The organism is Streptomyces sp. NPDC088354, assembly GCF_044753585.1.
GTDB lineage: Bacteria > Actinomycetota > Actinomycetes > Streptomycetales > Streptomycetaceae > Actinacidiphila.
In genome coordinates, this window is sequence record NZ_JBIVNJ010000015.1 from 64,855 (window position 1) to 90,695 (window position 25,841).

Consider the following 25,841-nt stretch of genomic DNA (forward strand, 5'->3'; position numbering starts at 1 on the left):
GACGACCGTGACTGAGCAGATGTTCGACACCGTCCTGGTCGCCAACCGCGGCGAGATCGCGGTCCGGGTCATCCGCACCCTGCGGCGGCTCGGGGTGCGTTCGGTCGCCGTCTTCAGCGACGCGGACGCCGACGCCCGCCATGTGCGCGAGGCGGACACCGCCGTGCGCATCGGTCCGGCGGCCGCCGCCGAGAGCTACCTGTCCGCCGAGCGGCTGCTGGAGGCGGCCGCCCGCACCGGGGCCCAGGCCGTCCACCCCGGCTACGGGTTCCTCGCCGAGAACGCCGCCTTCGCCCGCGCCTGCGAGGGCGCCGGGCTCGTCTTCATCGGCCCGCCCGCCCGCGCGATCGAGCTGATGGGCGACAAGATCCGCGCCAAGGAGACCGTCCAGGCGGCCGGCGTACCGGTGGTGCCCGGCAGCAGCGGCAGCGGACTGACCGATGCCCAGCTGACCGCCGCCGCCCTGGAGATCGGCACCCCCGTGCTGCTCAAGCCGTCCGCCGGCGGCGGCGGCAAGGGTATGCGCCTGGTGCGCGACGAGGCGCTGCTCGCCGAGGAGATCGCGGCCGCCCGGCGCGAGGCCCGCGGCTCCTTCGGCGACGACACGTTGCTGGTGGAGCGGTGGATCGACCGCCCCCGGCACATCGAGATCCAGGTGCTCGCCGACGGCCACGGCCATGTCGTCCACCTCGGCGAGCGCGAGTGCTCGCTGCAGCGCCGCCACCAGAAGGTGATCGAGGAGGCCCCCTCCGTCCTGCTGGACGAGGAGACCCGGGCCGCCATGGGCGCGGCCGCCGTGCAGGCGGCACTGTCCTGCGGCTATGTCGGCGCGGGCACGGTGGAGTTCATCGTCCCCGGCGCCGATCCGGCCGCGTACTGCTTCATGGAGATGAACACCCGGCTCCAGGTCGAGCACCCGGTCACCGAACTCGTCACCGGGCTGGATCTGGTGGAGTGGCAGGTACGGATCGCCGCAGGCGAACGGCTGCCCCTCGCCCAGGAGGACATCGCGCTCAGCGGCCACGCCGTGGAGGCGCGGATCTGCGCGGAGGTCCCCTCGCGGGGCTTCCTGCCCTCGGCCGGCACGGTGCTGGCACTGGCCGAGCCCACCGGTGAGGGCGTCCGCGTCGACTCCGGTCTGACCGCGGGCAGCGAGATCGGCACGTCCTACGACCCGATGCTGGCCAAGGTCGTCGCGCACGGCCCGGACCGCGCCACCGCGCTCCGCCGGCTGCGGGCGGCGCTCGCCGGGACGAGCGTGCTGGGCCTGGAGACCAACACCGGTTTCCTGCGGCGCCTGCTGGCGCACCCCCAGGTCGTCTCCGGCGAGCTGGACACCGGGCTGATCGACCGCGAGCTGGCCGGGCTCGTGCCGGCCGAGGTGCCCGCGGAGGTCTACGCGGCGGCGGCGCTGCTGCGGCACGCGGCGCTGGAGCCGGCGGCGCGGTCGTGGACCGACCCGTTCTCCGTGCCGAACGGCTGGCGGCTGGGCGGCGAGCCCGCGTGGACGCCGCACTGGCTGCGCGTGGCGGGACGGGAGCCGGTCGCGCTGCAGGTGCGCGGCCGGGCGGGCGACGCCGAGGTGCGCGTCGGTGACGCCCCCGCCGTGCGGGCCCGGCTCGTCGCCGGGAGCGGCCCGCGGATCACGGTGGAGTGGGACGGCGTCACGCATGCCTTCGACCACGCCGGCGAGTGGCTCGGCCGGGACGGCGACGGCTGGCACGTCCAGGCGTACGACCCCGTCGAGGCGGCGCTGCGCGGCGGCGCGGGCGCCGGCGGGGTGGACACCCTCGCCGCGCCCATGCCCGGCACGGTGACCGTGGTCAAGGTCGCCAAGGGCGACGAGGTCACCGCGGGCCAGAGCCTGCTGGTGGTCGAGGCGATGAAGATGGAGCACGTCATCACCGCCCCGCACGACGGCACGGTCACCGAGATCGACGTGAGCCCGGGCAGCACGGTCGCCATGGACCAGGTGCTCGCCGTCGTCACGCCGCACCAGGACCCGCACCAGGAAGAGGCGAAGTGATGGCGGGCGAACGCCTTGGACTGCCCATGTCCCTGCCCCTGGACGGGCTCCCGCGCCGGGTGCGCATCCACGAGGTCGGCGCGCGCGACGGGCTGCAGAACGAGAAGACCACCGTGCCGACCGAGGTGAAGGCGGAGTTCGTGCACCGCCTGGCCGACGCCGGGCTGACGACCATCGAGGCGACGAGCTTCGTGCACCCCAAGTGGGTGCCCCAACTGGCCGACGCCGAGCAGCTGATGCCCCTGCTGGACGACCTCGGCGAGGGCGTGCGGCTGCCGGTGCTGGTGCCCAACGACCGCGGCCTGGAGCGGGCGCTCGCCCTGGGCGTGCGCGAGGTCGCCGTCTTCGGCAGCGCCACGGAGTCCTTCGCCAAGGCCAACCTCAACCGCACGGTGGACGAGTCCCTGGAGATGTTCGCGCCGGTGGTGACCCGTGCCCGCGAGGCGGGGGCCAAGGTGCGCGGCTATCTGTCGATGTGCTTCGGCGACCCCTGGGAGGGCGCGGTGCCGGTCGGCCAGGTCGCCGCCGTCGCCCGCCGCCTGTACGACCTGGGGTGCGACGAGCTGAGCCTCGGCGACACCATCGGGGTGGCGACCCCCGGCCACGTGGTGGCCCTGCTGGACGCCCTGGCCGGCTTGGGCGTGCCCGTCGACCGGCTCGCCGTGCACTTCCACGACACCTACGGCCAGGCGCTGTCCAACACCCTGGCCGCCCTCCGGCAGGGCGTCGGCGTCGTCGACGCCTCCGCCGGCGGTCTCGGCGGCTGCCCGTACGCCAAGAGCGCCACCGGCAATCTCGCCACCGAAGACCTGGTCTGGATGCTCGACGGCCTCGGCATCGAGACCGGCGTCGACCTCGGCCGTCTCACCGCCACCAGCGTGTGGATGGCCGGTCAATTGGGCCGACCCAGCCCCTCCCGCACCGTCCGCGCCCTCTCCCACCAGGAGTGATCACTGCCATGACGACCGCCCACCGGCTCCCCGCCGAGTACGAGGAACTCCGCCGCACGGTCGAGGAGTTCGCGCACGACGTCGTAGCTCCGAAGATCGGCGAGTTCTACGAGCAGGACGAGTTCCCCTACGAGATCGTCCGCGAGATGGGCCGCATGGGCCTGTTCGGGCTGCCCTTCCCCGAGGAGTACGGCGGCATGGGCGGCGACTACTTCGCCCTCTGCCTGGCCCTGGAGGAGCTGGCCCGGGTGGACTCCTCGGTGGCGATCACCCTGGAGGCCGGTGTCTCCCTCGGCGCCATGCCGGTCTTCCGCTACGGCACCGAGGAGCAGAAGCGGACCTGGCTGCCCCGCCTGACCGCGGGCGAGCAGCTGGGCGCCTTCGGGCTGACCGAGCCGGAGTGCGGCTCGGACGCGGGCGGCACGCGCACCACCGCGCGCCTGGACGAGGCCACCGGCGAGTGGGTGATCAACGGCACCAAGTGCTTCATCACCAACTCGGGCACGGACATCACCGCCCTGGTCACGGTCACCGCGGTCACCGGACGCGGCGAGGACGGCCGCCCGGAGATCTCCTCGATCATCGTGCCGTCCGGCACGCCCGGATTCACGGTGTCCAAGAAGTACAGCAAGGTCGGCTGGAACGCCTCGGACACCCGGGAGCTGTCCTTCGCCGACTGCCGGGTGCCCGCCGCCAACCTGCTGGGCGAGCGGGGCCGGGGCTACGCGCAGTTCCTGCGCACCCTGGACGAGGGCCGGATCGCGATCTCCGCGCTGGCCACCGGCCTGGCCCAGGGCTGTGTGGACGAGTCGCTGGCGTACGCCAAGGAGCGGGTCGCCTTCGGCCGCCCGATCGGCACCAACCAGGCGATCCAGTTCAAGATCGCCGACATGGAGATGCGGGCCCACACCGCCCGGCTCGCCTGGCGGGACGCGGCCGCCCGGCTGGTGGCCGGGGAGCCGGTCAAGAAGGAGGCGGCGATGGCCAAGCTCTTCTCCTCCGAGAGCGCGGTCACCAATGCCCGGGAGGCCACGCAGATCCACGGCGGCTACGGCTTCATGAACGAGTACCCGGTCGCCCGCATGTGGCGGGACTCCAAGATCCTGGAGATCGGCGAGGGCACCAGCGAGGTCCAGCGCATCCTGATCGCGCGCGAGCTCGGCCTTCCGGCGTAGTTTCCCCCGGTCCCTGCCCGATATCGGGCAGGATTCTTGCAAACCCTCCCGTCCCTCCCGCACTATCGAGCGGTGCTCGAACGCCGGACGCCCCACGACGACCTGGTGGACCACCTGGTGCGGACCACGCCGATGAGCCGCGGCGAGGCCGCCCGGGTGGTCCTGGACGTCCTGGCGTACTTCGACGAGACGGCAGAGGACTTCGTACGGCGGCGCCATCGCGAGCTGCAGTCCAAGGGGCTGCAGAACGCGGAGATCTTCGAACGGATCACCGCCGAGCTGCCGCACCGCGCGGTGGCCCCACCGGAGTTCTCGCTGCGGCAGTTGCGCCGCATCGTCTACGGCTGACCCGCCGGCGCTCCACGGCATTCGGGCCGCGCCACGATCGGGAGGGACAACGAACATGTGCGGAATCGTCGGATACATCGGCAGGCGTGACGTCGCGCCGCTGCTGCTGGAAGGCCTGCAACGGCTGGAGTACCGCGGGTACGACTCGGCGGGCATCGTGATCACCGGCAAGTCCGGCGGCCTGAAGGCCGTCAAGGCCAAGGGCCGGGTACGTGAGCTGGAGGCCCGCGTCCCCAAGCGCTTCGCCGGCACCACGGGCATCGCCCACACCCGCTGGGCCACCCACGGCGCCCCCAGCGACGAGAACGCCCACCCTCACCTGGACACCGAGGGCAAGGTCGCCGTCGTCCACAACGGCATCGTCGACAACGCCGCGGAACTGCGCGCCAAGCTGACCGCCGACGGCGTCGTCTTCGCCTCCGAGACCGACACCGAGGTGCTGGCCCACCTCATCGCGCGCTCCGAGGCGGCGACGCTGGAGGAGCGGGTCCAGCAGGCCCTGTCGCGCATCGAGGGCACGTACGGCATCGCCGTCCTGCACGCCGACTTCCCGGACCGCATCGTCGTCGCCCGCAACGGCTCCCCCGTCGTGCTCGGCATCGGCGAGCACGAGATGCTCGTCGCCTCCGACGTCGCCGCCCTCGTCCGCCACACCCGCCAGGTGGTCACCCTGGACGACGGCGAGATGGCCACCCTGACCGCCGGCGACTACCGCACGTACACCACGGCCGGCAACCGCACGTCGCCCGAGCCGACCACCATCGAGTGGGAGGCCGAGAACTACGACCTCGGCGGCCACGACACGTACATGCACAAGGAGATCGCCGAGCAGCCCGAAGCGGTGGACCGCGTGCTGCGCGGCCGGATCGACGACCGCTTCTCCACCGTCCACCTGGGCGGGCTGAACCTCGACGCCCGCGAGGCGCGGGCGGTGCGCCGGGTGAAGATCCTCGGCTGCGGCTCGGCGTTCCACGCGGGCCAGATCGGCGCCCAGATGATCGAGGAGCTGGCCCGCATCCCGGCCGACGCCGAGCCGGCCTCGGAGTTCCGCTACCGCAACGCGGTGGTCGACCCGGACACGCTCTACATCGCCGTCAGCCAGTCCGGCGAGACATACGACACCCTGGCGGCCGTCCAGGAGCTCAAGCGCAAGGGTGCCCGCGTGCTGGGCGTGGTCAACGTGGTCGGCAGCGCCATCGCCCGGGAGACCGACGGCGGCATGTACGTGCACGCGGGCCCCGAGGTCTGCGTCGTGTCCACCAAGTGCTTCACCAACACGGCCGTCGCCTTCGCGCTGCTCGCCCTGCACCTCGGCCGGATCCGCGACCTGTCGGTCGCGGACGGCAGGCGGATCATCGAGGGCCTGCGGAAACTGCCGGGCCAGATCGAGGAGATCCTGGCGGGCGAGGACGAGATCAAGAAGCTGGCGGCGGAGTACACGGACGCCAAGAGCATGATGTTCGTCGGCCGCGTGCGCGGCTACCCGGTCGCCCGTGAGGCCTCGCTGAAGCTCAAGGAGGTCTCCTACGTGCACGCGGAGGCCTACCCGGCGTCCGAGCTCAAGCACGGCCCGCTGGCGCTCATCGAACCGTCGGTGCCGACCGTGGCGATCGTCCCGGACGACGAGCTGGTGGACAAGAACCGGGCGACGCTGGAGGAGATCAAGGCCCGCAGCGGCCGCATCCTGGCGGTGGCGCACCAGGTGGAGGCGAAGGCCGACCACACCATCGTCGTGCCGCGCAACGAGCCGGAGCTCGACCCGGTGCTGATGGGCATCCCTCTGCAACTGCTGGCGTACCACTCGGCGCTGGCGCTGGGCCGGGACATCGACAAGCCGCGCAACCTCGCGAAGTCGGTCACCGTGGAGTAGGGCCGGTGCCCCAGCACACACGGACGGGCCCCCCGCGCCACAGGGCGCGGGGGGCCCGTCCGTACCGGTGGGTCAGGCCGCGTGGCCGCGGTGCGGGACGCCCAGCCGCCAGCCGTCCGCCAGGGCCCGGCGGCCCCAGGCGGCGTTGGTGAGCAGTGCCGTACCGCCGTACCAGGCGACCACGCCGGCCGCCAGGCCGACCCAGCCGGCCACCTTGCCGAGTCCGCCGTTGGAGGCCAGGGCGGCGATGCCGGACAGTGCGGCGGAGACGGTCAGCAGTCCGAAGGCCGCCTGCGCCACGCCGCCCATCTGCCAGGCCGCCATCGTGAGGGTGAGTGCCAGCAGCGCCCACAGGAGCATGAACAGCCCGACGACCTCCTTGCTCGCACCCGCGCCGGACCCTCCCGACCAGGTCACCCAGAAGGCGCCCAGCGAGGCGAATGCGGTGCCCGTGAAGCCGTTGCCGCCGTAGAACTCCCACATGCCCGCGACGAATTGGGTGATGCCGCCGACAAAGAGCGCGAGCCGCGCGGCGTCCGCCGCCGCGGCGTTGTCGATGACGCCCGTGCTGAACAGCCCGAAGGCGATCAGTGTCAGGCCGAGTGCCAGATATCCCAGAGCCGCTGCGCCGGCTCCCGCTGTACGTGCCGTGGAGACGTCGTTGTCCACCGCCGGCCCCCTTCGTGTTCGAGGGAAGAAACTGCAGGTGAGATACCCTTCACAAGGGCACAAGCAATCCCTCGGAGCCGACATTCACGGCAACTGGCGCCGAATCGTTATGGAATGACCACGACAGGCCGCTGCGCACGCCGGGCGAGCCGTCCGGCGACGGAGCCGAAGATCTTGCCGATGATCCCGTGCGTCCCGCCCACCACGATGGCGTCGGCCTCGTACTCCCGGCCGACCTCCTCCAGCTCGTGGCAGATGTCCCCGCCGCGCTCGACCAGGATCCACGGCACCTCCGACAGATGGTCGGCGCAGGCGAGTTCGAGGCCGAGCACCTCGGTGCGGTGGTCGGGTACGTCGACGAAGACGGGGGGCTCGCAGCCGGCCCACACGGTGGCCGGAAGGCGGTTGGCCACGTGAACGATGATCAGCGCGGAACCCGACCGGCGTGCCATGCCGATGGCGTACGCGAGCGCCCGCTCGCTGGACAGGGAGCCGTCGAAGCCGACCACCACCCCGTGCCTGAAGGCGGGGTCGCAGGCAGCGCGCAGCTCGGAGGCCGCCTGGGGTACCGCCGCCGATTCGGCGAGCGGCTTTCCGTCGGCGGGCTCGGGGAGCTCGTAACCGGCCATGATGCGGTTTCTCGGCAAGGTCGGCGCCGGTGGCACCGAGTGGGCGGACAACAACAGTGCGGGGGCCGCGGGACCGGCCGGATTTCGACCGATAAGGGGCTGCCCTTCCCGCTGACTCCAGAGTACGGCGGCCCCGGTCCACTGCACAGAGGTGCGCGGACCCTCACAGCGTCCCCTTACCCCGGAGTTTCCAGGAGAATGCCGGAGCGCGGCGCCGAGCGCAACGCCACGTCGCCAACCGGACAAGTCGCCCCTCCCGGCGATGTCCCGGCCTGTCCGCCACCGGCCATATCCGGAATCGTCCTCAGGCCTCGTTCGGGGCCTGGGGGCGCACTCGTTCATCAGCCATCCAGGGGGCGCACCACGGGGCGCTGACCTGGGGCGCGCGCAGCGTTCCCCCTCATTTTCAGCCAACTTCACTGTGGCAAAGGCCACTTGGGACACACCACCGCCAACCGCCCTACCGCCGGTGGGGAACCGGAATGAGGGGGCGCACAGCCCTTGTGCGCCTGTCCACCGCTTCGAGGCACACTTCACGAGCGGAACGCTTCGTGATCGAATGCTTCACGCCACGTGGTCATGTCGACATACCGCCAGGTGGTGAACTTGCCATGGCGGATGCAACCGACCCAGTAGATTCGATCTTGAGAGACAACGGCGGGGGATCCGTGCAGGACCGAGAGGACGAGTCGACCGAGGGGGGCCCCAGCTCCATGAACCAGGAGTCCAGGACCGGCACCATGGCGGAGATCCAGTCGGCCGCCGGTATGTCCACCGCACTGTCCGTGCCTTCGGGGGCTTCCGTGACGTCGGGGCCTGCGGGCGCCCACGGCCTCCCGAACGTCACGGGACTTCCCGCCGTGACGGCCGGCCCGTCCGCCGCCGCGGCCGGACGCGCGCCCCGCAAACTGTCGGCGCGCCGCCGTCAGGAGGTCGTGGCCGTCATGCTGTTCAGCGGCGGCCCGATCTTCGAGAGCTCGATTCCCCTGTCGGTGTTCGGCATCGACCGCCAGGACGCCGGGGTGCCCCGCTACCGGCTGCTGGTCTGCGCCGGCGAGGACGGTCCGCTGCGCACCACCGGCGGGCTCGAACTGTCCGCGCCCTACGGGCTGGAGGCGCTCTCGCGGGCCGGGACGGTCGTCGTTCCCGCTTGGCGCTCCATCTCCCAACCGCCGCCCCCCGAGGCGCTGGACGCCCTGCGCCGCGCCCACGAGGAGGGCGCGCGCATCATCGGCCTGTGCACCGGTGCCTTCGTGCTCGCCGCCGCCGGGCTGCTGGACGGCCGCCCCGCCACCACGCACTGGATGTACGCGCCGACGCTCGCCAAGCGTTACCCCTCGGTCCACGTCGACCCGCGCGAACTGTTCGTCGACGACGGCGACGTGCTCACCAGCGCCGGCACCGCCGCGGGCATCGACCTGTGCCTGCACGTGGTGCGCACCGACCACGGCAGCGAGGCGGCCAACGCGCTGGCCCGCCGGCTGGTCGTACCGCCGCGCCGGGGCGACTGGGGCGGCCAGCCCCGGCACCTGGACCGCTCTTTACCGGAGGAGATCGGGGGCGATCCCCTCGCGGAGGTCGTCGCCTGGGCCCTGGAGCACCTCCACGAGCAGTTCGACGTGGAGACCCTCGCCGCCCGCGCCTACATGAGCCGCCGCACGTTCGACCGCCGGTTCCGCACCCTGACCGGCAGCGCCCCCCTGCAGTGGCTGATCACCCAGCGCGTCCTGCAGGCGCAGCGCCTGCTGGAGACCTCCGACTACTCCGTCGACGAGGTCGCGGCCCGCTGCGGCTTCCGCTCCCCCGTCGCGCTGCGCGGCCATTTCCGCCGGCAGCTCGGCTCCTCCCCCGCCTCTTACCGGGCCGCCTTCCGCGCCCGGCGCCCCCACGACGAACCCGACGCACCCGCGGCCGCCAAGGACCCGCGCGGCCACGAGCCGTCCGGCGGCCCCGTGCCCGCGCCGCGCCGCGGCTCCCCGCAGGGGGCCGAGCGCGCCGCCGGCGTGCTCCCCATCCCCGGCCAGGGCGGGCCGCCGGCCAGCAGCGGGATCCTCAAGCAGGACCCCGACACGTACGCCCGCATACCCGAACAGGCCGGCAGCCGCTTCGACGCGCGCGAGACGCACCCGCTGCGGCGCCCCCGTGACGGCCGGGACGGACGTGGTAGGAACGCGGCTATGCCTGCTCCGCGGGATCGCCCCGTAGGGTGAGACGTATGAACGACCGGATGGTGTGGATCGACTGCGAGATGACCGGGCTCTCCCTGGCCCAGGACGCTCTGATCGAGGTGGCGGCACTCGTCACCGACTCTGAGCTCAACGTGCTCGGGGAGGGGGTCGACATCGTCATCCGTCCCCCCGCGGAGGCGCTGGAGAGCATGCCCGACATCGTCCGCACGATGCACACCGCCTCCGGGCTGCTGGAGGAGCTGGACGGCGGGGTGACCCTGGAGGAGGCCGAGAAGCTCGTCCTGGACTACGTGCGCCAGTACGTCTCCGAGCCCCGCAAGGCGCCGCTGTGCGGCAACTCCGTCTCCACCGACCGGGGCTTCCTCGCCCGGGACATGCAGACGCTCGAGCAGTACATGCACTACCGCATCGTGGACGTCTCCTCGATCAAGGAGCTGGCCCGCCGCTGGTACCCGCGGGCCTACTTCGCCAGCCCCGAGAAGAACGGCAACCACCGCGCGCTCGCCGACATCCGCGAGTCCATCGCGGAGCTGCGCTACTACCGCGAGGCCGTCTTCGTCCCCCAGCCGGGACCCGACACGGACACGGCCCGTGCCATCGCCGCGAAGCACGTCCTGCCTGCGGAAACGGCGAAGTGACCGACCCGCGGGAAACGTAGGCGCGAGCACCCTCCCGGACCCTGTACACTTTTCCTCGGCCGGTGCGAAGGAAACACAAGCGCCGGTCATGGTGGGTGTAGCTCAGCTGGTAGAGCACCTGGTTGTGGTCCAGGATGCCGCGGGTTCGAGTCCCGTCACTCACCCTGATGGAAAAAGGCCCGGCCTGCGGAAGCAGGCCGGGCCTTTTTCATGGCGTTCATGGGCGAGGCCGGGTGGCCCAGACGGAGACGAGTTCCCCGGACCGTCCGTCGTTCCCGTGGCCCACGGAGGACTCCTGACGCGATGCCGCTGCGTGCCGGGCGAGGTCCTGTCCGGTTTCCTGCGCAAAGGGCCTCTGAACCGCGCGGACGCGATTCAGAGGCCGGTCGGGGCGGCCGGTGCCCCGAGGGCTACGCCTTGCGGGCCACGCCGCCGTAGAAGCCGATCTCGCCGGAGCGCGGGGACGGCTCGGTGTCCGGGCGCCAGAAGGGGACCTGGACCACGCCGGGCTCGACCGGTTCGAAGCCGTCGAAGAAGCTCTCGACCTCGGGGCGGGAGCGCAGGTTCAAGGAGGCCGTGGCGTTGTTGTAGACGGCCTGGGCCTCGCTGCGGTCGGCGAAGTCGCCCGTGGCGTGCGAGAGCACCAGGAAGCTGCCCGCCGGGAGCGCGTCGCGCAGGGTGGCCACGATCTCGCCGGGCTTCTCCGCGTCGGTGAGGAAGTGCAGGACGGCGACGAGGAGCAGGGCGACCGGCTCGTCGAAGTCGATGACCTTGCGGACGTCGGGGTGGTCCACGAGCGCCCGCGGGTCGCGCAGGTCGGCGAGCACGACGCTGGTGGCGCCGGGGCGGCTGAGCAGCGTGCTGGCGTAGGTGTTCACGATCGGGTCGTTGTCGACATACGCGATGCGCACGTCCGGCGCGGTCTCCTGCGCGATCTCGTGCACGTTCGGCGAGGTGGGCAGACCGGTGCCGATGTCGAGGATCTGGCGGACGCCGCTGCCGACGACGTGCCGGACCGCGCGCTGCAGGAAGCCCCGGTTGGCCTGCACGCCGATCCTCACCTCGGGTGCCGCGGCGGCGAGTTCGTCGCCCGCGTGGCGGTCCACCTCGTAGTTGTCCTTGCCGCCCAGCAGGTAGTCGTAGATCCGCGCAGGGTGTGGCCTGCTGGTGTCTATCTCCTCGGCGCGGAAGCCGTCCTGTCTCACGCTGCGCTCCTCTCGACGGCCGTCCCGGCTCCCGGCCCGCGGACGGCAGACGACAGCTTCGCACATCAACATCACGGAGCACGGCCCCGGTTGATCATCGTGCGGCACGGCGTGAGGAGGCGCCGCTCAGGGCTTCCAGTGGTACTTGGCGCCGCTGACCCAGCGCACGACCGCCGGGTCGTCGAGATCCACGTGGGCGATGCCGGCTTCGTGGGCGAGGCGGACGACGTCGAGGAGGTCGTGGGCGATACCCACGGTCTCACCGCCGATCTGGACGATGCGGAACGGCGGGTCCCCCTCGTGGACGGGGGAGACGACGATGGGGGTGTCGGCGGTCACCCTTCCAGCTTGCGGCAGACCCGCCCCGGGCGCACCCGCCGCTCCGCCCGCCCCGCCAGGTGGCCCGCCCGGGCGGCCCGTGATTGGGCCGGACGACCGGGCCGCGGCCTGCTTACGGTGGAGTCCATGAGCACCTCGGACACCTCGCGCGCGGGGCTCGCCGCCCGCCTGCGCGCGCTGCACGTACCCGGCCGGCCGCTGATCCTGCCCAACGTCTGGGACGCCGCCTCGGCGCGCGTGGTGGCCGAGGCGGGATTCCCCGCGGTCGCCACCGGCAGCGCGCCCGTGGCGGCGTCCCTGGGTCACCCCGACGGGGAGGTGATGCCGCCGGCGGACATGCTGGCCGCGGTCGCGCGCGTCGTGCGGGCGGTCGGGGTCCCGGTGACGGCGGACATGGAGCGCGGCTACGGGCTCGGCCCCGCGCGGTTCACCGAGCGGCTGGCCGCCACCGGGGCCGTGGGCTGCAACCTGGAGGACACCGATCCGCGCACGGGCCGCCTGGTGGACGCCGGGGAGCAGGCCGGTTTCCTCGCCGCCGTCCGCGCGGCCGACCCGGACCTCGTGATCAACGCCCGCACCGACGTCCTGGTGCGGGCGCGGACGCCGGCGCGGGAGCGGACCGCGGAGGCCGCCCGGCGGGTGCGGCTCTACCTCGAGGCGGGCGCCGACTGCGTGTACCCCTTCGGCCCGCTGGACGAGGAGACCACGCACACCCTGGTCACGGCCGCCGGCGGACGCCCCGTCAACGTCCTGGCCCGGCCCGGCGGTCCCGCCACGTCCCGGCTGGCGGAGCTGGGGGTCGCCCGGATCAGCTACGGCCACCAGCTCCACACCGCGGCCCTGCGGCACCTCGCGGACCTGGTCGCGACCGTGCGCGACGGCGGCAGTCCCTTCGCGGGCTGACCGGGGCTCAGCCCGCCTCGCGCGGGGGCCCTTCGTCGTTGCCGCGCCGCAGGGTGCGCACCGGGCGGCCCGGCCGCCACACCTCCAGCACGATGTCGGGGTCGTCGACGTACGTCCGCACGACCTCGGTCAGGTCGGCGGCGAACAGGTGGAACGGGCCCTCCGGCACGGTCACCTCGCCGGTGAAGCGGGCGACGGCCGCGGGGTCGGTGACCTCGACGGCGCGGCCGCTGATCCGGACGTCGCCGCCGTCCATGGAGGTGCCGGGACCGGGGTTCACATGGAGCGAGAAGCGCGGGTCGCGGCGGAGATCGAGGGCCTTGCGCGAGTTCGGCATCATGCCGAACCACAGCTCCCCGAGCCGGAACTCGGCCTCGATGCCGGTCACCCGCGGGGAGCCGTCGGCCCGCAGCGTGGCGAGCACATGGTGTTTGTAGGGGCTGAATCGTGTGGTCACGGCCTCGGCGAGGCCGGGTTCCGCCGCCTCGAGGTCCGCCCAGCGTGTCGTCATACGACGATGCTCCCCGGCATACCCGACATCTTGTGTCGGCATTGCCGGGGAGGGGTCCTACTCCTCGCTCTTGCGGCCCTGCGTGCGGCCGCGGCCGTGGCCCTGACGGGCGGCCTGCCAGATCGCCCGCAGGCGGTCCAGCTCGGCCAGTTCGGCGCGCGACCAGGTACGCCGGCCCGCCACGTACCGCCGTATTGCTTCGTTGGCGGCCTCGACGGATCGACGGTCCAAAACGGTCGGTGACATACCCGTGATGTTATCGGCCGGGTCCGACAGCGAGCCCCGGCCGAGCCCCCCGCCGGGCGATATCACACCGTGACCCTCCTCACTGTGGCGGGGGTCACCCCGCCCGCGGCGGGACGCCGGGGCCCGGTCCTGGGCTCACGCCGACTCGCGGCGCACCAGCTCCGTGGCGAGGACGACGTGCCGCCGGGTCGCGGTGGCGGCCCCGATCTCCTCCAGCAGCACCCGGGCCATCGTGCGGCCCATCTCCTCCATGGGCTGGCGCACGCTGGTCAGCGGCGGGTCGGTGTGCCGGGCCACGGCGGAGTCGTCGAAGCCGACCAGCGCCACGTCGTCCGGCACCCGGCGGCCGTGCTCGCGCAGCACCTGCAGCGCGCCGCTCGCCATGAGGTCGGAGGCGGCGAAGACGGCGTCGACGTCCGGCCGCCGCTCCAGCAGGGCGCGCATCGCGGCGCGGCCGCCCTCCTCGGTGAAGTCGCCGCGGGCGACCAGGGCGTCGTCCGGGACCAGCCCGGCGTCCTCGATCGCCTGGCGGTAGCCGTCCAGGCGGCAGCGGGCGACGTACATGTCCAGCGGCCCGGTGATGGTGGCGACCGCCCGGCAGCCGCGGCCGAGCAGGTGCGCCACCGCCGAGCGGGCACCGCCGACGTTGTCGGAGTCGACGTAGGCGACCGACTCCCGGTCGGAGCGGCGGCCGCTGAGCACCGTGGGCATCTCCATCTGGTCCAGGAGGTCGGGCAGCGGGTCGTTCTCGTGGACCGAGACCAGCAGGACGCCGTCCACCCGGTGGGCGCCCAGGTACTGGGCGAAGCGCTGCCGCTCCTTGGGGGTCCGCAGCAGTGTGAGCAGCAACTGCATGTCGGTGTCGGCCAGTTCGGCGCTGACGCCGCGGATGATGTCGGAGAAGTACGGCTCCGCGAAGAGCCGGGTCTCCTCCTCGGGGATGACCAGCGCGATGGCGTCGGTCCGGTTGCCCGCCAGGGCCCGGGCCGCGCGGTTGGGCACGTAGCCGAGCTCGGCGATGGCCGCCTCGACGGCGGCCTTGGTGTGGTCGCTGACCCGCGGCGACCCGTTGATCACCCGGGAGACCGTGCCGCGCCCCACACCGGCGCGAGCGGCGACCTCCTCCAGCGTCGGCCTGCCACTGCGCCGTCCGCCCATCACCATTGCGGCCTCCCAATCACGAGGTGATAACTGCGCCAACTTAGAGCGTCCGCTCCCTTGACACCTCATCGGGGAGTCGAGACTCTTCAACACACCACATATGGGAGCGCTCCCACCCTAGCGAACACCTTCACTTCCCGCACGTACTCGGAGGACCCGAATGCGCACGACAAGGAAGTCGAACCGGCCACGAGGCCGTACCGCAGCCGTCGCCCTGACCGCTGTGGCCGCACTGGGAGTGAGCCTGCTCTCCGGCTGTTCCAAGGACAGCGACGACGCGGCGGGCGGCGGAGGCACGTCACAGGGCACGGACAAGAGCGCGGACAAGGGCGAACTCACCCTCACGGTCGGCACCTTCGGTGTCTTCGGCTACAAGCAGGCCGGACTGTACGAGGAGTACGAGAAGGCCCACCCGGGGATCACGATCAAGGAGAACGTGATCGAGCGGAACGACGCCTACTACCCGCAACTCCTCACCCACCTCGCCGCCGGCAGCGGCCTGAGCGACATCCAGGCCATCGAGGTCGGCAACATCAACGAGATCGTCACCACCCAGGCGGCGAAGTTCGAGGACCTCTCCAAGGCGGCCGGCGTCGAGAAGTCGAACTTCCTCGACTGGAAGTGGGCGCAGGCCACCACCGCCGACGGCAAGACCGTGGGCCTGGGCACCGACATCGGCCCGATGGCGATCTGCTACCGCAAGGACCTGTTCCAGAAGGCCGGGCTGCCCACCGACCGCGAGGCGGTGGGCAAACTGTGGGCCGGCGACTGGCAGAAGTACGTCGACACGGGCGAGCAGTACACCAAGAAGGCCCCCAAGGGCACGACCTTCCTGGACTCCGCGGCCGGCCTCTACCAGGCCGTCAGCAACGGCGCCGCCGAGCGCTACTACGACAGCAGCGGCAAGGTCGTCTACAAGACCAGCCCGGCCGTCAAGAACGCCTGGAACCTCGCCATGGAGGCGGCCACCGGCAAGATGACCGCCAAGCTGAAGCTCTTCGACAAGGCCTGGGACCAGGGCTTCGCCAACGCGCGCTTCGCGTCCCTGCCCTGCCCGTCGTGGATGCTCGGCTACATCCAGGAGAAGTCCGGCGCCGCGGGCAAGGGCAACTGGGACGTCGCCGCCGCACCGAAGCCCGCCAACTGGGGCGGCTCGTTCGTCGGCGTGCCCTCGGCCGGCAAGCACAAGGAGGAGGCCGTCGAGCTGGCCGCCTGGCTGACCGCCCCCGAGCAGCAGGCCAAGGTCTTCGCCAAGCAGGCGAGCTTCCCGAGCGCGCCCGGCGCCTACGACCTGCCCGAGGTCAAGGACGCCAAGCACGAGTACTTCGACGACGCCCCGATCGGCACGATCTTCGCCGACGCGGCCAAGACCATCCCGACCCTGGTGATCGGCCCGAAGGACCAGCAGATCTACACCGCCATCACCGACGTCGGCATCCTCCAGGTCGAGCAGCAGGGCAAGTCCCCCGAGCAGGGCTGGGCGGCTGCCGAGAAGGAAATCGACAACGCGCTGGACCAGTGACCGCATGACCTCGGAGACCTCCGGCACCACCGCAGTGACCGCGCCCCCCATCCAGGGGGGCGCGGCCCCGCGCGACGGCTCCGGCCGGCCGCGCGACGCCCGTGACGAGCGGCGCGACCGCCGGCGCAGCCGCCGCTACCGGTGGGACGTCAAGGCGATGCCGTACGCCTTCGTCTCCCCGTTCTTCCTGTTCTTCGCCGCCTTCGGCCTCTTCCCGCTGATCTACACCGGCTGGTCCTCCTTCTACCGGGTGGAACTGACCAACCTGGACCAGCGGGAGTTCGTGGGCTTCCACAACTACACCCGCCTTCTGGAGGACGAGTTCTTCTGGAACGCCCTCAGGAACACGTTCACCATCGGGGTGATCTCGACCGTTCCGCAGCTGCTGCTGGCGCTGGGCCTGGCCCACCTGCTCAACTACCGGCTGCGCGGCTCGAACTTCTTCCGGGTCGCGATGCTCACCCCGTACGCCACGTCCGTGGCCGCCGCGACGCTGGTCTTCACGCTGATGTTCGGCACCGACTACGGCATGATCAACTGGGCGCTGGAGCACATCGGGTTCAGCCACCACATCGACTGGCGGGCCGGCACCTGGTCCTCCCAGATCGCCGTCTCCTCGATCGTGATCTGGCGCTGGACCGGCTACAACACCCTGATCTACCTGGCCGCGATGCAGTCCGTGCCGCACGACCTGTACGAGTCCGCCGCACTGGACGGCGCCTCGCGCCGGCAGCAGTTCCTCCATGTGACGGTCCCCATGCTGCGCCCCACGATCCTCTTCACGATCGTGGTCTCCACCATCGGCGCGACCCAGCTGTTCGGCGAGCCCTTCCTCTTCGGCGGCCCCGGCGGGGAGAAGGGCGGCGCCTCCCACCAGTTCCAGACGCTGGGCCTGTACCTGTACGAGCAGGGCTGGACGAACTACCACCTCGGCCGGGCCTCGGCCATCGCCTGGGCGATGTTCCTGCTCCTGCTGCTGATCGCCGCCGTCAACGGGCTGGTCGCCCGCCGGCTGCGCAAGAGCCAGGAGGGGTGACGCCGATGACCACCGTCCCGACCCATCCGACGGAGCAGGGGACGGCCGGTGCGCCGGGCACGTCCCGCAAGGCGGCGCGCCGCGTGCCCGGCGCGCCCAAGGCCGGACGGCAGATGCACGGCGGGCCGTTCACCTACGCCGTACTGATCGTCTTCACCGCGATATCCCTCTTCCCCCTGGTGTGGACGGCGATCGCGGCCTCCCGCACCAACACCCGGCTGGCGCAGACCCCGCCGCCGTTCTGGTTCGGGTCCAACCTCTTCACGAACCTGCAGACCGCCTGGACGGACGCCAACCTGAGCACGGCGCTGCTCAACACCGCCGTCGTGGCGGGCTGCATCACCATCGGCACGGTGCTGTTCTCGACCGTCGCCGGTTTCGCCTTCGCCAAGCTGCGGTTCCGCCTCAAGACGTTCCTGCTGATGCTGACCATCGGCACCATGATGGTGCCGCCGCAACTCAGCGTCGTACCGCTCTTCCTGTGGATCGCCGACCTCGACTGGACCAACCACCTCCAGGCGGTCGTCCTGCCGACCTTCGTCAGCGCCTTCGGTGTCTTCTTCATGCGGCAGTACCTCTCGCAGGCCCTGCCGACCGAGCTCATCGAGGCCGCGCGGGTCGACGGCGCCAGCAGCCTGCGGATCGTCTGGCACGTGGTCTTCCCGGCCGCCCGCCCCGCGATGGCGGTGCTGGGCATGCTGACCTTCGTCATGGCCTGGAACGACTTCTTCTGGCCGATCATCGCGCTCACCCAGGAGAACCCCACCGTGCAGGTCGCGCTGACCAGCCTCGGCCGCGGCTACATCCCCGACGAGTCGGTGATCATGGCAGGCGCGCTGCTGGGCACGCTGCCGCTGCTGCTGGTCTTCGTGGTCTTCGGCAAGCAGATCGTGGGCGGCATCATGCAGGGCGCGGTCAAGGGCTGAGCCTCCCCGGACCGGCCGCGCCTCCTCACTCCTCGGCTCCTGTCCACTCGTTCCGAAAGGAGCGCTCCCGAATGACAGCGTCCGGAACCCGCCCCGCGGCGAGCGGCACCTCCGCCGCGAACGCCCGCCAGTTCCCGCCCGGCTTCCTGTGGGGAGCGGCCACCGCCTCCTACCAGATCGAGGGCGCGGCGGCCGAGGACGGGCGCACCCCGTCGATCTGGGACACCTTCAGCCACACCCCGGGCAAGGTGTTCGGAGGGCACACGGGCGACGTGGCCGCGGACCACTACCACCGCTTCCGCGACGACGTACGCCTCATGGCCGACCTCGGCCTGGGCGCCTACCGCTTCTCCGTCTCCTGGTCGCGGGTGCAGCCCACCGGCCGCGGGCCCGCGGTCGAACGCGGCCTGGACTTCTACCGCGCCCTGACCGACGAATTGCTGGCGCACGGCATCGAGCCCTTCGCCACCCTCTACCACTGGGACCTCCCCCAGGACCTCGAGGATGCCGGGGGCTGGCCCGCCCGCGACACCGCGGACCGCTTCGGCGAGTACGCACGCATCGTCGGGGACGCCCTCGGCGACCGCGTGCAGATGTGGACCACCCTCAACGAGCCCTGGTGCAGCGCCTTCCTCGGCTACGGCTCCGGCGTCCACGCCCCGGGCCGCACCGACCCGGTCGCCGCCCTGCGCGCCGCCCACCACCTCAACCTGGCCCACGGGCGCGCCGCGGAGGCCCTGCGCTCGGTGCTCCCGGCCCGCGCGCAACTGTCCGTCACGCTCAACCTGCACCACGTCCGGGCCCGCAGCGAGTCGCCCGCCGACCTCGACGCCGCCCGGCGCGTCGACGCCGTCGGCAACCGGGTCTTCACCGGGCCGCTCCTCGACGGCGCGTACCCGCGGGACCTCGTCGCCGACACGCGGCGGCTGACCGACTGGTCCTTCGTACGGGACGGCGACCTCGCGGCGATCGGCCGCCACCCGCTCGACGGGCTCGGCCTCAACTACTACACACCCACCCTCGTCTCCGCCGGCGCCGCTCCCGACGTCCCCCGCAACGACGGCCACGGCCACGGCGCCGGCGGGCACTCCCCGTGGCCCGGCGCGGACGACGTCACCTTCCACCAGCCCCCCGGCGAGCGCACCGCCATGGGCTGGTCCGTCGACCCGACCGGCCTGTACGACCTGCTCGCCCGCGTCTCCCGCGAGCGCCCCGGGCTCCCGCTCCTCATCACCGAGAACGGGGCCGCCTACGAGGACGCCGTCGGCCCGGACGGCACCGTGGACGACCCCGAGCGGATCGCCTACCTCCACGGCCACCTCGACGCCGTGCTCAAGGCCATCTCGAACGGCGCCGACGTACGCGGCTACTTCCTGTGGTCCCTCATGGACAACTTCGAATGGGCCCACGGCTACGGCAAGCGCTTCGGGGCGGTCTACGTGGACTACGACACGCAGATGCGCATCCCCAAGTCCAGCGCCCGCTGGTACGCGGGCGTCGTGCGCGCGGGACGCCTCCCGGCGCCGCCCACGACGGCCTGACCGTCAGGCGGGACGCGGCGGGTCGATCCCGGGGGAACCGCCACGTCCCGTCGCCACGGCGCCGACGAACGCGGCCCACGCGGCGGGCGTGAACGTGAGCGCGGGACCCTGCGGGTCCTTGGAGTCCCGGACGTGCACGGCGTGGGGCGTGGGGGCGACTTCGACGCAGTCACTGCCCTCGGTGTCGCTGTGGCTCGACTTGAACCAGACCAGACCGTCGCTCATGGTTCACCCGCCATCCGCTTGATGAAACGCGCCGACTCCTCGGTGCCGAGGGCCTCCATCCGGATCATGCCATGGCGCTGGGTCAACGCACCCACCTGTTGCGGATCGGCCGTCAGGAGGCTGAGCGACTGGCCCTCGGTGAGCGCCAGACGATCGTGATCGCCCGTCTCCAGCAGCACGATGGGCCCGTTGAGCCCGGGGTGGGCTCCTGCCGCGAAGGGCAGGACCTGCACGGAGACGTTGCGCAGGGCGGCGACCTCCAGCAAGTGCAGCAGTTGCTCCCGTGCGGTGTCCGGACCGCCCACCGGGCAGCGCAGCGCGGCCTCGTACAGCACGAAACTGCACTCCACCGGCGGCTTGCGCCGTAGCAGTTCCTGACGTTCCAGCCGCGCACGGACGCGTTCCCCGATGGTCTCGTCGTCCATTGGCGGACGGTGTGAGCACAGCAGCGCCCGCGCCGTCGCCTCGGTCTGGAGCAGCCCAGGGACGAGTAGTGGTTGATACGACCACAGACTGACGGCCTCGGCCTCGTACCGGATGAATTCCTGCGACCGTGCCGGAAACTTCTCCGGCTTCAGGAACTCCTGGGCCGCCAGCAGCTTGCCGCCCGCGCCGCACAGATGGTCCGCCACCTGAAGCAGCCGCAGCATCGGGCGGCGGCGGCCGAGCTCCATGGAGCGCACCGTCTCGACGCCGTAGCCCGCCTCGTCGGCCAACCGCTCGCGCGTGACGCCCGCTTGCTCACGCCAGAGCTTGACCTGGTTGCCGCAGTACCGCCACGCCATCGGCGGCTGGGCCGTCTCTCCGGTCATCCGCACACACCCCCGCACACTCCGTGATCAGCAGAGTACGGAAGGACACCGTCAGTCGCGCCCGAAGCTGTGGAAACGACCGATGACGGTGAAGCCGCGGCGGCCGTACCAGTACCGCGGCCAGTCGTCCGCGTCGGCGATGAGGAAGCGCGTGGCGCAGCTCGCGCCGACGGCACGCCGCAGGGCGGTGGACAGGACGGCGTCGGCGTAGCCGCGGCCGAGGTGGTCCTCGGAGGTGATCAGGTCCTCGATCTGGGCGATGCCGGACGCGGGGTCCATGTAGAGGTCGGCCCAGGACGCGACGTCGCCCTCGGCCGTGCGGGCGCCGATGAAGCCGACGACGTCCGCGCCGCGGCGCCGGGTCTCGCGGCGGTCCACGAGCTGGCGGACGGCGTCGTCGTCGGCCTGCGGGAGGAAGCCGCGCCAGCGCCGCGCGAGGGGGGCTCGGAAGGCGTCGAGGTCGACGTCCTCCGCCCCGCCGCCGTCCGGTACCGGGCCGGTGTGCAGCATGACGAGCTCGGCGGAGTGGAAGTACCCGGCCCGGATCAGGGGCCCGGCGCAGGCGGTGCCGGTCGCGTCGTCGAGCACGGTGATCGCGCGGTGCTTCAGGTGGGCCAGCGCCTCGTCGGCGAGCGCGGGCAGCGCCTCGGGGTCGACGTTCCCGTCGACGCCGTCGACGAGCACCCTGTTGTTGCCGTGGGAGAACGGGAAGGCGTCGTCGAGCACGGCGAAGCCGCCGGGCAGCTCGACGGTGCGGGCCGCCTGGCGGCGGGCGAAGGCGGTGACGAAGGCGCGGATCTGCCGCAGTTCCGGTCCTGGCATGGGAGCAGCCTAGGCGGGGCGTTAGGGTCACGGGCCATGGCGATGCACCTGTTCGGGGCCGACGACGACTTCGCCGACCGGATGGTCGCGCTCGCGGACCTGCGGTGGAGTCGCCGGGCGATCGAGGACGCGTTCGTGGCCAACGGCTGGGAGGTCCCGGAGGACGTATCGGGGGACGGGGACCTGGTCACCGCCGTGACGAACGGTCTGAGATCCCAGAACCTCACCGCGATCATGCCGCTGGAACTCGCCTGCACCCTGAAGTCGGATCAGCGATCGGCCGCACGCGCATTGGCCGCCCTGACCGCGACACTGGCCATTCGCATGGGCGTGGCCCCCACGTTCGACCAGGTGATCCCCGCGCCGGAGCCGCTGATCCCCGACACGGAGATCGAAGGCGTGATCATCGTCCCGCACCCGTACATCGAGGACGGATTCGAGCCCTTGGTGAACGCCGAGGGCCGCACCGAGCTCCAACTCCTCACCGTGGTCCCGGTGACCGCCGCCGAGATCGCGTACCTGGAGGAACTCGGAGCCGACGCCCTCTACGAGCAGTGGGAGGAGCAGGAGACCGATCTGCTCGACGTCACACGGGTGTCGGCGGTGTGACGTCCGCCGGGCGCTGCCCGCGGAGCAGCGCGGCTCACGCCGACCGCGACTCCGCCTGCCGGCGCAGGAAGCCGGCGACGTCCGGGCGGCGGGCGTAGGGCTGGAGGGTCTGGGCGGCGGAGGCGAGCATGCCCCGTACGCGCGGGGACTGGACGCGGCCCAGCAGGTCCAGGACGCGCACGCCCGTGACGGCGGCTTCGTCGACGCGGTGCGCGCATGCCAGGTTGTTGGCGAGTTCGGCGGTGTAGAGCGCGATGTTCCGCGTGAAGTGGGGTGCCTGGAGCCGGATGGCCCGGCGGGCGTGCTCGGCGGCGCGGTGGTGGTCGCCGAGGGCGGCCCAGGACTGGGCCTCCAGGCCGGCGAGTTCGGCCTCGCCGTAGAAGGTCATCCACTGCGGGTCGGCGTCACGGGATCCGCGGGCGAAGAGCGACTGGGCGCGCAGCAGGGCGCGTTCGCAGCCGGAGCGGTCGCCGAGTCCGGCCCGGCCGCCGGCCTCGCGCAGCGCCAGCAGCGAGAGCAGCCGGGGGGAGCCGAGGTGGCGGGCGGCCTCCTGGGCGGCCTGCGCGGCGCGCACGGCCTCGCGGGGGCGGCCGGCGTCGCGGGCCAGGAACGAGGCGTTGCAGAAGGCGTGCGCCTCCAGCGCGTGGTCGCCGGCCATGCGGGCGGTGGCGAGGGCCTCGCCGTAGTAGGAGCGGGCCTCGGCGTGGCGGCCGGAGTCGTGGGCGAGCCAGCCGACGGAGACGGCCAGTTCACCGGCGCCGGCGTGCAGGTCGTCGGCGACGGCCTGGCCGTAACTGCCCTCGTCCAGCAGGCGGTAGGCGGCGCCGAGGGAGTGGCCGGCCTGGCGGTAGAGCGCGCCGGCGCCGTGCCGGTCGTCGTGCAGGCGGATCTCGCGGACGGCGTCCTGCACGGCGCGGACCTGGGATCTGCCGACCCTGCGCACCGGCTCCGCCGCGGCCGGCGGGCCCAGCACCAGGGTGGTGGCGATGGCGGCCGGGCCGCCGGTCATGAACGCGCGACGCAGCACGTCGCTCTCCTCATCGGTTTCGGGCTCGCGGGGGGTGGCCGCCACCGGGAGCGGCGGTGCCGGGGGGCCGGCGGCACGCCGGCCGCGGACGGACTCGCGGGGCTCGAAGCCCAGGTCGGCGAGGCCGAGGCCGGGGAACATGTGCCGGAAGACCCGTTCGTACGCGTAGTTGGGGCAGCGGATCTCCCCCGACTCCACGCGGCCGATGTAGCGGGCGTCGCAGCTGACCTGCTCGCCGATCTCCCGGGCCGCACGGCGGACGGCGGCGGCGAACTCGCCGGGCGACCGGTCCGCGCGCAGCAGCCGGAAGGCGGCGTTGGGTGTGGTGGGGGTGGAAGGTGACGAGGGCATCGTCGGACTCCCGGGAGCGGTCGGTGCGGAGCGGTGCTTGTCGCGGAGCGCCGCCGTGCGGCAGCGGAGCGTAGCGGCGCGACGACCGTACTCGGTGCCAGGAGGGCCAGAGCGACGGTTTGCCTACAAAAGGGATATCTCACCCTCCATCCGCCATGAAACGCCACCCTCTCGGCGTCACGCGGGCGTTGCCGTTGACGCCGTACGCGCGTTGGACAACAGGCAACCAACCGTGCGTCCGACTCCTAGGAGGACCCGCCTTGTTGGACGAGCCATGGGACCTGGTGACCGTCCCGGCCCGCCAGGGACTGGAAGCCGTTGACATCCTGCGTCTGCGGACCGGCCCCGTGCCGGGCCTGGGGCCCGTGCTGCACGACAGCTCGGGCGACAGCCTCGGCTTCCTCGTGCCGCCGGGCACGGCGGCCGGCTGGGACGTGCCGGGCAGCGCCTGCACCCAGACCTCGGGACGCGGCTTCGCGATCCCCGGGGAACTGCGCGAGCCGCCGGTCACGGGCACCGACTGGCTGGTGCCGCCGCACAACGACGCCCCGGTCACGGACCCGGTGGTGCTGCGCGCCGCGCTGGGCGAGGCGGCCCGGATGATCGAGCTCGCCGACCGGTTCTGACCTGCGGCGGTGCCGCGCCCATACTGGGTGCATGGCACAGCGCAGGACGAAGGACCCGGAAGGGATACGCGAGCGGGTCGGCGGAGGTCTCGCCGAGCTCGTGCCGGACCGGGACCGGCCGCGCGGCCGCTCGCTGCTGATCGACGGCGCCCCCCAGTCGCACGTGGACCTGGACGACCCGGCCCACCTGGACTTCGCGTACCAGCGCCGGCTGGGCCACGTCATCGACCTCGCCGCGCCGCCGGGCCGCCCGCTGCGGGTGCTGCACCTCGGCGGCGGCGCACTGACGCTGGCCCGCTACACGGCCGCCACCCGGCCGCGCTCGACCCAGCAGGTCGTGGAGGTGGACACCGCGCTGGTGGAGTTCGTCCGGCGCGAGCTGCCCTGGGACCGCACCTGGCGGATCAAGGTGCGCGGCGGCGACGCCCGGGCGGGGCTGGCCAAGGTGCCCGAGGGCTGGGCGGACCTGGTCGTCGCGGACGTGTTCAGCGGGGCCCGCACCCCGGCCCATCTCACCAGCACCGAGTTCCTCGGCGAGGTGCGCCGCGCGCTGGCGCCCGGCGGGCTGTACGCGGCCAACGCGGCCGACGGCGGCCGGCTGGAGTTCCTGCGCGGTCAGATCGCCACCGTGAGGGCCTGCTTCCCGCACGCCTGCCTGGCGGCGGATCCCGCGGTGCTGCGCGGGCGGCGGTTCGGGAACGTGATCCTGGTGGCGGGCGACGGGGAGCTGCCCGTCGCGGAGTTCACCCGCCGGGTGGCCTCGGACCCGCACCCGGGGCGAGTGGAGCACGGCCGGGGGCTGGACGCCTTCGCGGGCGGCGCGGCACCGGTCACGGACCGGACGGCGACGGCGTCACCGGCGCCCCCGGAGTCCGTGTTCCGGTGACGCCGTTCCGGCGGCTGCCGCCCTACTGGCCACCGGCCTTGTACGTCTCGACGGTCGGCGGGTGCCCGTTCCAGGTGCAGAACAGCGAGGACGTCGTGCCGCCGGAGGTGAAGTCGACGCGGATCCAGGCGGATGCGGACTGGTTCCAGACCTTCATCTCCCAACCGGCCTCGGGCGTCGCGGAGACCAGGGTGGCCGAGTCGGCGCCCAGGTCCAGGACGACGCGGCCGCCCTCGACCGGATAGCTGTGGACGTCGCCGGTGGTGCCGGCGGCGGAGGCCGCGGGCGTCGGGGTGCCCGGGGGACGGGCGGGGGCCGAGGCTGAGGGCTTCGCGGCGGGCGACGTGGCCGGGGCCGTGGTGGTCGGCCTGCCCGCCGGGGCCTGCGGGCGGTGGGTGGCGGAGGACGGCGGCGGCGGGGACGCCGACGCCGCCGCCGGCTCCGCGAGGGGCAGCGCGCGCGGCGGGTCGTACGCCGTGCCCGCCAGCACGTGGTGGACGCCGAACCACGACATCGCGACGGCGGCGCTCGTCGCGAGCATCCACGCTCCGGCGTGCGCCAGTCCTCTTCGCATGCGCCCATACTGCCGGACGCGCCCC

General features: G+C 72.6%; 27 protein-coding genes and 1 tRNA gene. 16 read left to right on the forward strand and 12 right to left on the reverse strand.

Features of this window, described 5'->3' with window-relative positions:
• The first annotated feature begins 19 nt into the window (after nucleotides 1-19).
• The 5 genes from ACIP98_RS22375 to glmS all read left to right on the forward strand — a co-directional run bounded on the left by ACIP98_RS22375 (nucleotide 20) and on the right by glmS (nucleotide 6,369).
• Nucleotides 20-2,026 carry a biotin carboxylase N-terminal domain-containing protein gene (locus tag ACIP98_RS22375; RefSeq protein ID WP_319661591.1) on the forward strand — a complete coding sequence of 669 codons (2,007 nt, stop codon included), beginning with the start codon at nucleotides 20-22 and terminating at the stop codon, nucleotides 2,024-2,026.
• Between the two features lie 26 nt (nucleotides 2,027-2,052).
• A complete protein-coding gene (locus tag ACIP98_RS22380; protein WP_401977630.1) occupies nucleotides 2,053-2,976 on the forward strand; it encodes a hydroxymethylglutaryl-CoA lyase in 924 nt (307 codons plus the stop codon).
• Nucleotides 2,977-2,984: 8 nt separating this feature from the next.
• Nucleotides 2,985-4,151: an acyl-CoA dehydrogenase family protein gene (locus ACIP98_RS22385; RefSeq protein WP_319661521.1), complete on the forward strand. Its 1,167-nt coding sequence runs from the start codon at nucleotides 2,985-2,987 to the stop codon at nucleotides 4,149-4,151.
• A gap of 72 nt (nucleotides 4,152-4,223) precedes the next feature.
• Complete coding sequence (locus tag ACIP98_RS22390; RefSeq protein ID WP_319661522.1) at nucleotides 4,224-4,499, forward strand: hypothetical protein; 276 nt, start codon at nucleotides 4,224-4,226, stop codon at nucleotides 4,497-4,499.
• Between the two features lie 55 nt (nucleotides 4,500-4,554).
• Nucleotides 4,555-6,369, forward strand: a complete 1,815-nt coding sequence (glmS, locus tag ACIP98_RS22395; protein WP_319661523.1) for a glutamine--fructose-6-phosphate transaminase (isomerizing) — start codon at nucleotides 4,555-4,557, stop codon at nucleotides 6,367-6,369.
• A gap of 72 nt (nucleotides 6,370-6,441) precedes the next feature.
• Here glmS and ACIP98_RS22400 read toward each other — a convergent pair whose 3' ends face one another.
• Both ACIP98_RS22400 and ACIP98_RS22405 read right to left on the reverse strand, forming a co-directional pair.
• A complete protein-coding gene (locus tag ACIP98_RS22400; protein ID WP_319661524.1) occupies nucleotides 6,442-7,038 on the reverse strand; it encodes an acetate uptake transporter in 597 nt (198 codons plus the stop codon).
• Nucleotides 7,039-7,145: 107 nt separating this feature from the next.
• Complete coding sequence (locus tag ACIP98_RS22405; RefSeq protein ID WP_319661525.1) at nucleotides 7,146-7,667, reverse strand: universal stress protein; 522 nt, start codon at nucleotides 7,665-7,667, stop codon at nucleotides 7,146-7,148.
• A gap of 944 nt (nucleotides 7,668-8,611) precedes the next feature.
• Between ACIP98_RS22405 and ACIP98_RS22410 the strand changes: the two genes are divergently transcribed.
• From ACIP98_RS22410 to ACIP98_RS22420, 3 genes are all read left to right on the forward strand, one after another.
• Entirely contained in the window at nucleotides 8,612-9,877 is a 1,266-nt protein-coding gene (locus ACIP98_RS22410; RefSeq protein WP_401977696.1) for a helix-turn-helix domain-containing protein, read from the forward strand.
• A 5-nt stretch (nucleotides 9,878-9,882) separates the two neighbouring features.
• Nucleotides 9,883-10,494, forward strand: a complete 612-nt coding sequence (gene orn / locus ACIP98_RS22415; RefSeq protein ID WP_319661526.1) for an oligoribonuclease — start codon at nucleotides 9,883-9,885, stop codon at nucleotides 10,492-10,494.
• A 91-nt stretch (nucleotides 10,495-10,585) separates the two neighbouring features.
• A tRNA-His gene (locus tag ACIP98_RS22420) sits at nucleotides 10,586-10,658 on the forward strand.
• Between the two features lie 246 nt (nucleotides 10,659-10,904).
• On the opposite strand, the gene ACIP98_RS22425 is transcribed toward ACIP98_RS22420, so the two are convergent.
• Nucleotides 10,905-11,699, reverse strand: a complete 795-nt coding sequence (locus tag ACIP98_RS22425) for an SAM-dependent methyltransferase (protein WP_319661527.1) — start codon at nucleotides 11,697-11,699, stop codon at nucleotides 10,905-10,907.
• 126 nt (nucleotides 11,700-11,825) lie between these two features.
• Complete coding sequence (locus ACIP98_RS22430) at nucleotides 11,826-12,038, reverse strand: hypothetical protein (RefSeq protein ID WP_401977632.1); 213 nt, start codon at nucleotides 12,036-12,038, stop codon at nucleotides 11,826-11,828.
• Between the two features lie 126 nt (nucleotides 12,039-12,164).
• Between ACIP98_RS22430 and ACIP98_RS22435 the strand changes: the two genes are divergently transcribed.
• Nucleotides 12,165-12,941 (forward strand): isocitrate lyase/phosphoenolpyruvate mutase family protein, encoded by a 777-nt coding sequence (locus ACIP98_RS22435; RefSeq protein WP_401977634.1) that lies wholly within the window; start codon nucleotides 12,165-12,167, stop codon nucleotides 12,939-12,941.
• 7 nt (nucleotides 12,942-12,948) lie between these two features.
• On the opposite strand, the gene ACIP98_RS22440 is transcribed toward ACIP98_RS22435, so the two are convergent.
• From ACIP98_RS22440 to ACIP98_RS22450, 3 genes are all read right to left on the reverse strand, one after another.
• Nucleotides 12,949-13,452, reverse strand: a complete 504-nt coding sequence (locus ACIP98_RS22440; RefSeq protein WP_319661530.1) for a pyridoxamine 5'-phosphate oxidase family protein — start codon at nucleotides 13,450-13,452, stop codon at nucleotides 12,949-12,951.
• A 57-nt stretch (nucleotides 13,453-13,509) separates the two neighbouring features.
• Nucleotides 13,510-13,698, reverse strand: coding sequence for a hypothetical protein (locus ACIP98_RS22445; RefSeq protein ID WP_319661531.1), 189 nt, complete (start codon nucleotides 13,696-13,698; stop codon nucleotides 13,510-13,512).
• Between the two features lie 135 nt (nucleotides 13,699-13,833).
• Nucleotides 13,834-14,862 carry a LacI family DNA-binding transcriptional regulator gene (locus ACIP98_RS22450; RefSeq protein ID WP_319661532.1) on the reverse strand — a complete coding sequence of 343 codons (1,029 nt, stop codon included), beginning with the start codon at nucleotides 14,860-14,862 and terminating at the stop codon, nucleotides 13,834-13,836.
• Between the two features lie 157 nt (nucleotides 14,863-15,019).
• Between ACIP98_RS22450 and ACIP98_RS22455 the strand changes: the two genes are divergently transcribed.
• From ACIP98_RS22455 to ACIP98_RS22470, 4 genes are all read left to right on the forward strand, one after another.
• Entirely contained in the window at nucleotides 15,020-16,381 is a 1,362-nt protein-coding gene (locus ACIP98_RS22455; protein ID WP_401977635.1) for an ABC transporter substrate-binding protein, read from the forward strand.
• 4 nt (nucleotides 16,382-16,385) lie between these two features.
• Nucleotides 16,386-17,417 (forward strand): sugar ABC transporter permease, encoded by a 1,032-nt coding sequence (locus ACIP98_RS22460; protein ID WP_319661534.1) that lies wholly within the window; start codon nucleotides 16,386-16,388, stop codon nucleotides 17,415-17,417.
• A gap of 5 nt (nucleotides 17,418-17,422) precedes the next feature.
• On the forward strand, nucleotides 17,423-18,343 hold the full coding sequence (locus ACIP98_RS22465; protein ID WP_401977637.1) for a carbohydrate ABC transporter permease: 921 nt from the start codon (nucleotides 17,423-17,425) through the stop codon (nucleotides 18,341-18,343).
• A gap of 71 nt (nucleotides 18,344-18,414) precedes the next feature.
• Nucleotides 18,415-19,884 carry a GH1 family beta-glucosidase gene (locus tag ACIP98_RS22470; protein ID WP_401977638.1) on the forward strand — a complete coding sequence of 490 codons (1,470 nt, stop codon included), beginning with the start codon at nucleotides 18,415-18,417 and terminating at the stop codon, nucleotides 19,882-19,884.
• 3 nt (nucleotides 19,885-19,887) lie between these two features.
• Here ACIP98_RS22470 and ACIP98_RS22475 read toward each other — a convergent pair whose 3' ends face one another.
• From ACIP98_RS22475 to ACIP98_RS22485, 3 genes are read right to left on the reverse strand one after another with little or no spacing between them, the layout of a single operon-like run.
• Entirely contained in the window at nucleotides 19,888-20,109 is a 222-nt protein-coding gene (locus ACIP98_RS22475) for a DUF397 domain-containing protein (protein WP_401977639.1), read from the reverse strand.
• Nucleotides 20,106-20,921: a Scr1 family TA system antitoxin-like transcriptional regulator gene (locus ACIP98_RS22480; RefSeq protein ID WP_401977640.1), complete on the reverse strand. Its 816-nt coding sequence runs from the start codon at nucleotides 20,919-20,921 to the stop codon at nucleotides 20,106-20,108. Before ACIP98_RS22480 ends, ACIP98_RS22475 begins: the two co-directional genes overlap by 4 nt.
• Before the next feature lie 51 nt (nucleotides 20,922-20,972).
• Nucleotides 20,973-21,743, reverse strand: coding sequence for a GNAT family N-acetyltransferase (locus tag ACIP98_RS22485; protein WP_401977641.1), 771 nt, complete (start codon nucleotides 21,741-21,743; stop codon nucleotides 20,973-20,975).
• 36 nt (nucleotides 21,744-21,779) lie between these two features.
• On the opposite strand from ACIP98_RS22485, the gene ACIP98_RS22490 reads away from it, so the two are divergent.
• Nucleotides 21,780-22,352 (forward strand): suppressor of fused domain protein, encoded by a 573-nt coding sequence (locus ACIP98_RS22490; protein WP_401977642.1) that lies wholly within the window; start codon nucleotides 21,780-21,782, stop codon nucleotides 22,350-22,352.
• A gap of 34 nt (nucleotides 22,353-22,386) precedes the next feature.
• Here ACIP98_RS22490 and ACIP98_RS22495 read toward each other — a convergent pair whose 3' ends face one another.
• Nucleotides 22,387-23,730: a tetratricopeptide repeat protein gene (locus tag ACIP98_RS22495; RefSeq protein ID WP_319661540.1), complete on the reverse strand. Its 1,344-nt coding sequence runs from the start codon at nucleotides 23,728-23,730 to the stop codon at nucleotides 22,387-22,389.
• Nucleotides 23,731-23,885: 155 nt separating this feature from the next.
• Here ACIP98_RS22495 and ACIP98_RS22500 point away from each other — a divergent pair, with 155 nt between their 5' ends.
• Nucleotides 23,886-24,356, forward strand: a complete 471-nt coding sequence (locus ACIP98_RS22500) for a hypothetical protein (protein WP_401977644.1) — start codon at nucleotides 23,886-23,888, stop codon at nucleotides 24,354-24,356.
• Nucleotides 24,357-24,387: 31 nt separating this feature from the next.
• Nucleotides 24,388-25,242 (forward strand): fused MFS/spermidine synthase, encoded by an 855-nt coding sequence (locus ACIP98_RS22505; protein ID WP_319661543.1) that lies wholly within the window; start codon nucleotides 24,388-24,390, stop codon nucleotides 25,240-25,242.
• A 22-nt stretch (nucleotides 25,243-25,264) separates the two neighbouring features.
• Here the strand turns inward: ACIP98_RS22505 and ACIP98_RS22510 are convergent, their stop codons facing one another.
• Nucleotides 25,265-25,816: a hypothetical protein gene (locus ACIP98_RS22510; RefSeq protein ID WP_401977645.1), complete on the reverse strand. Its 552-nt coding sequence runs from the start codon at nucleotides 25,814-25,816 to the stop codon at nucleotides 25,265-25,267.
• Between the last annotated feature and the right edge of the window lie 25 nt (nucleotides 25,817-25,841).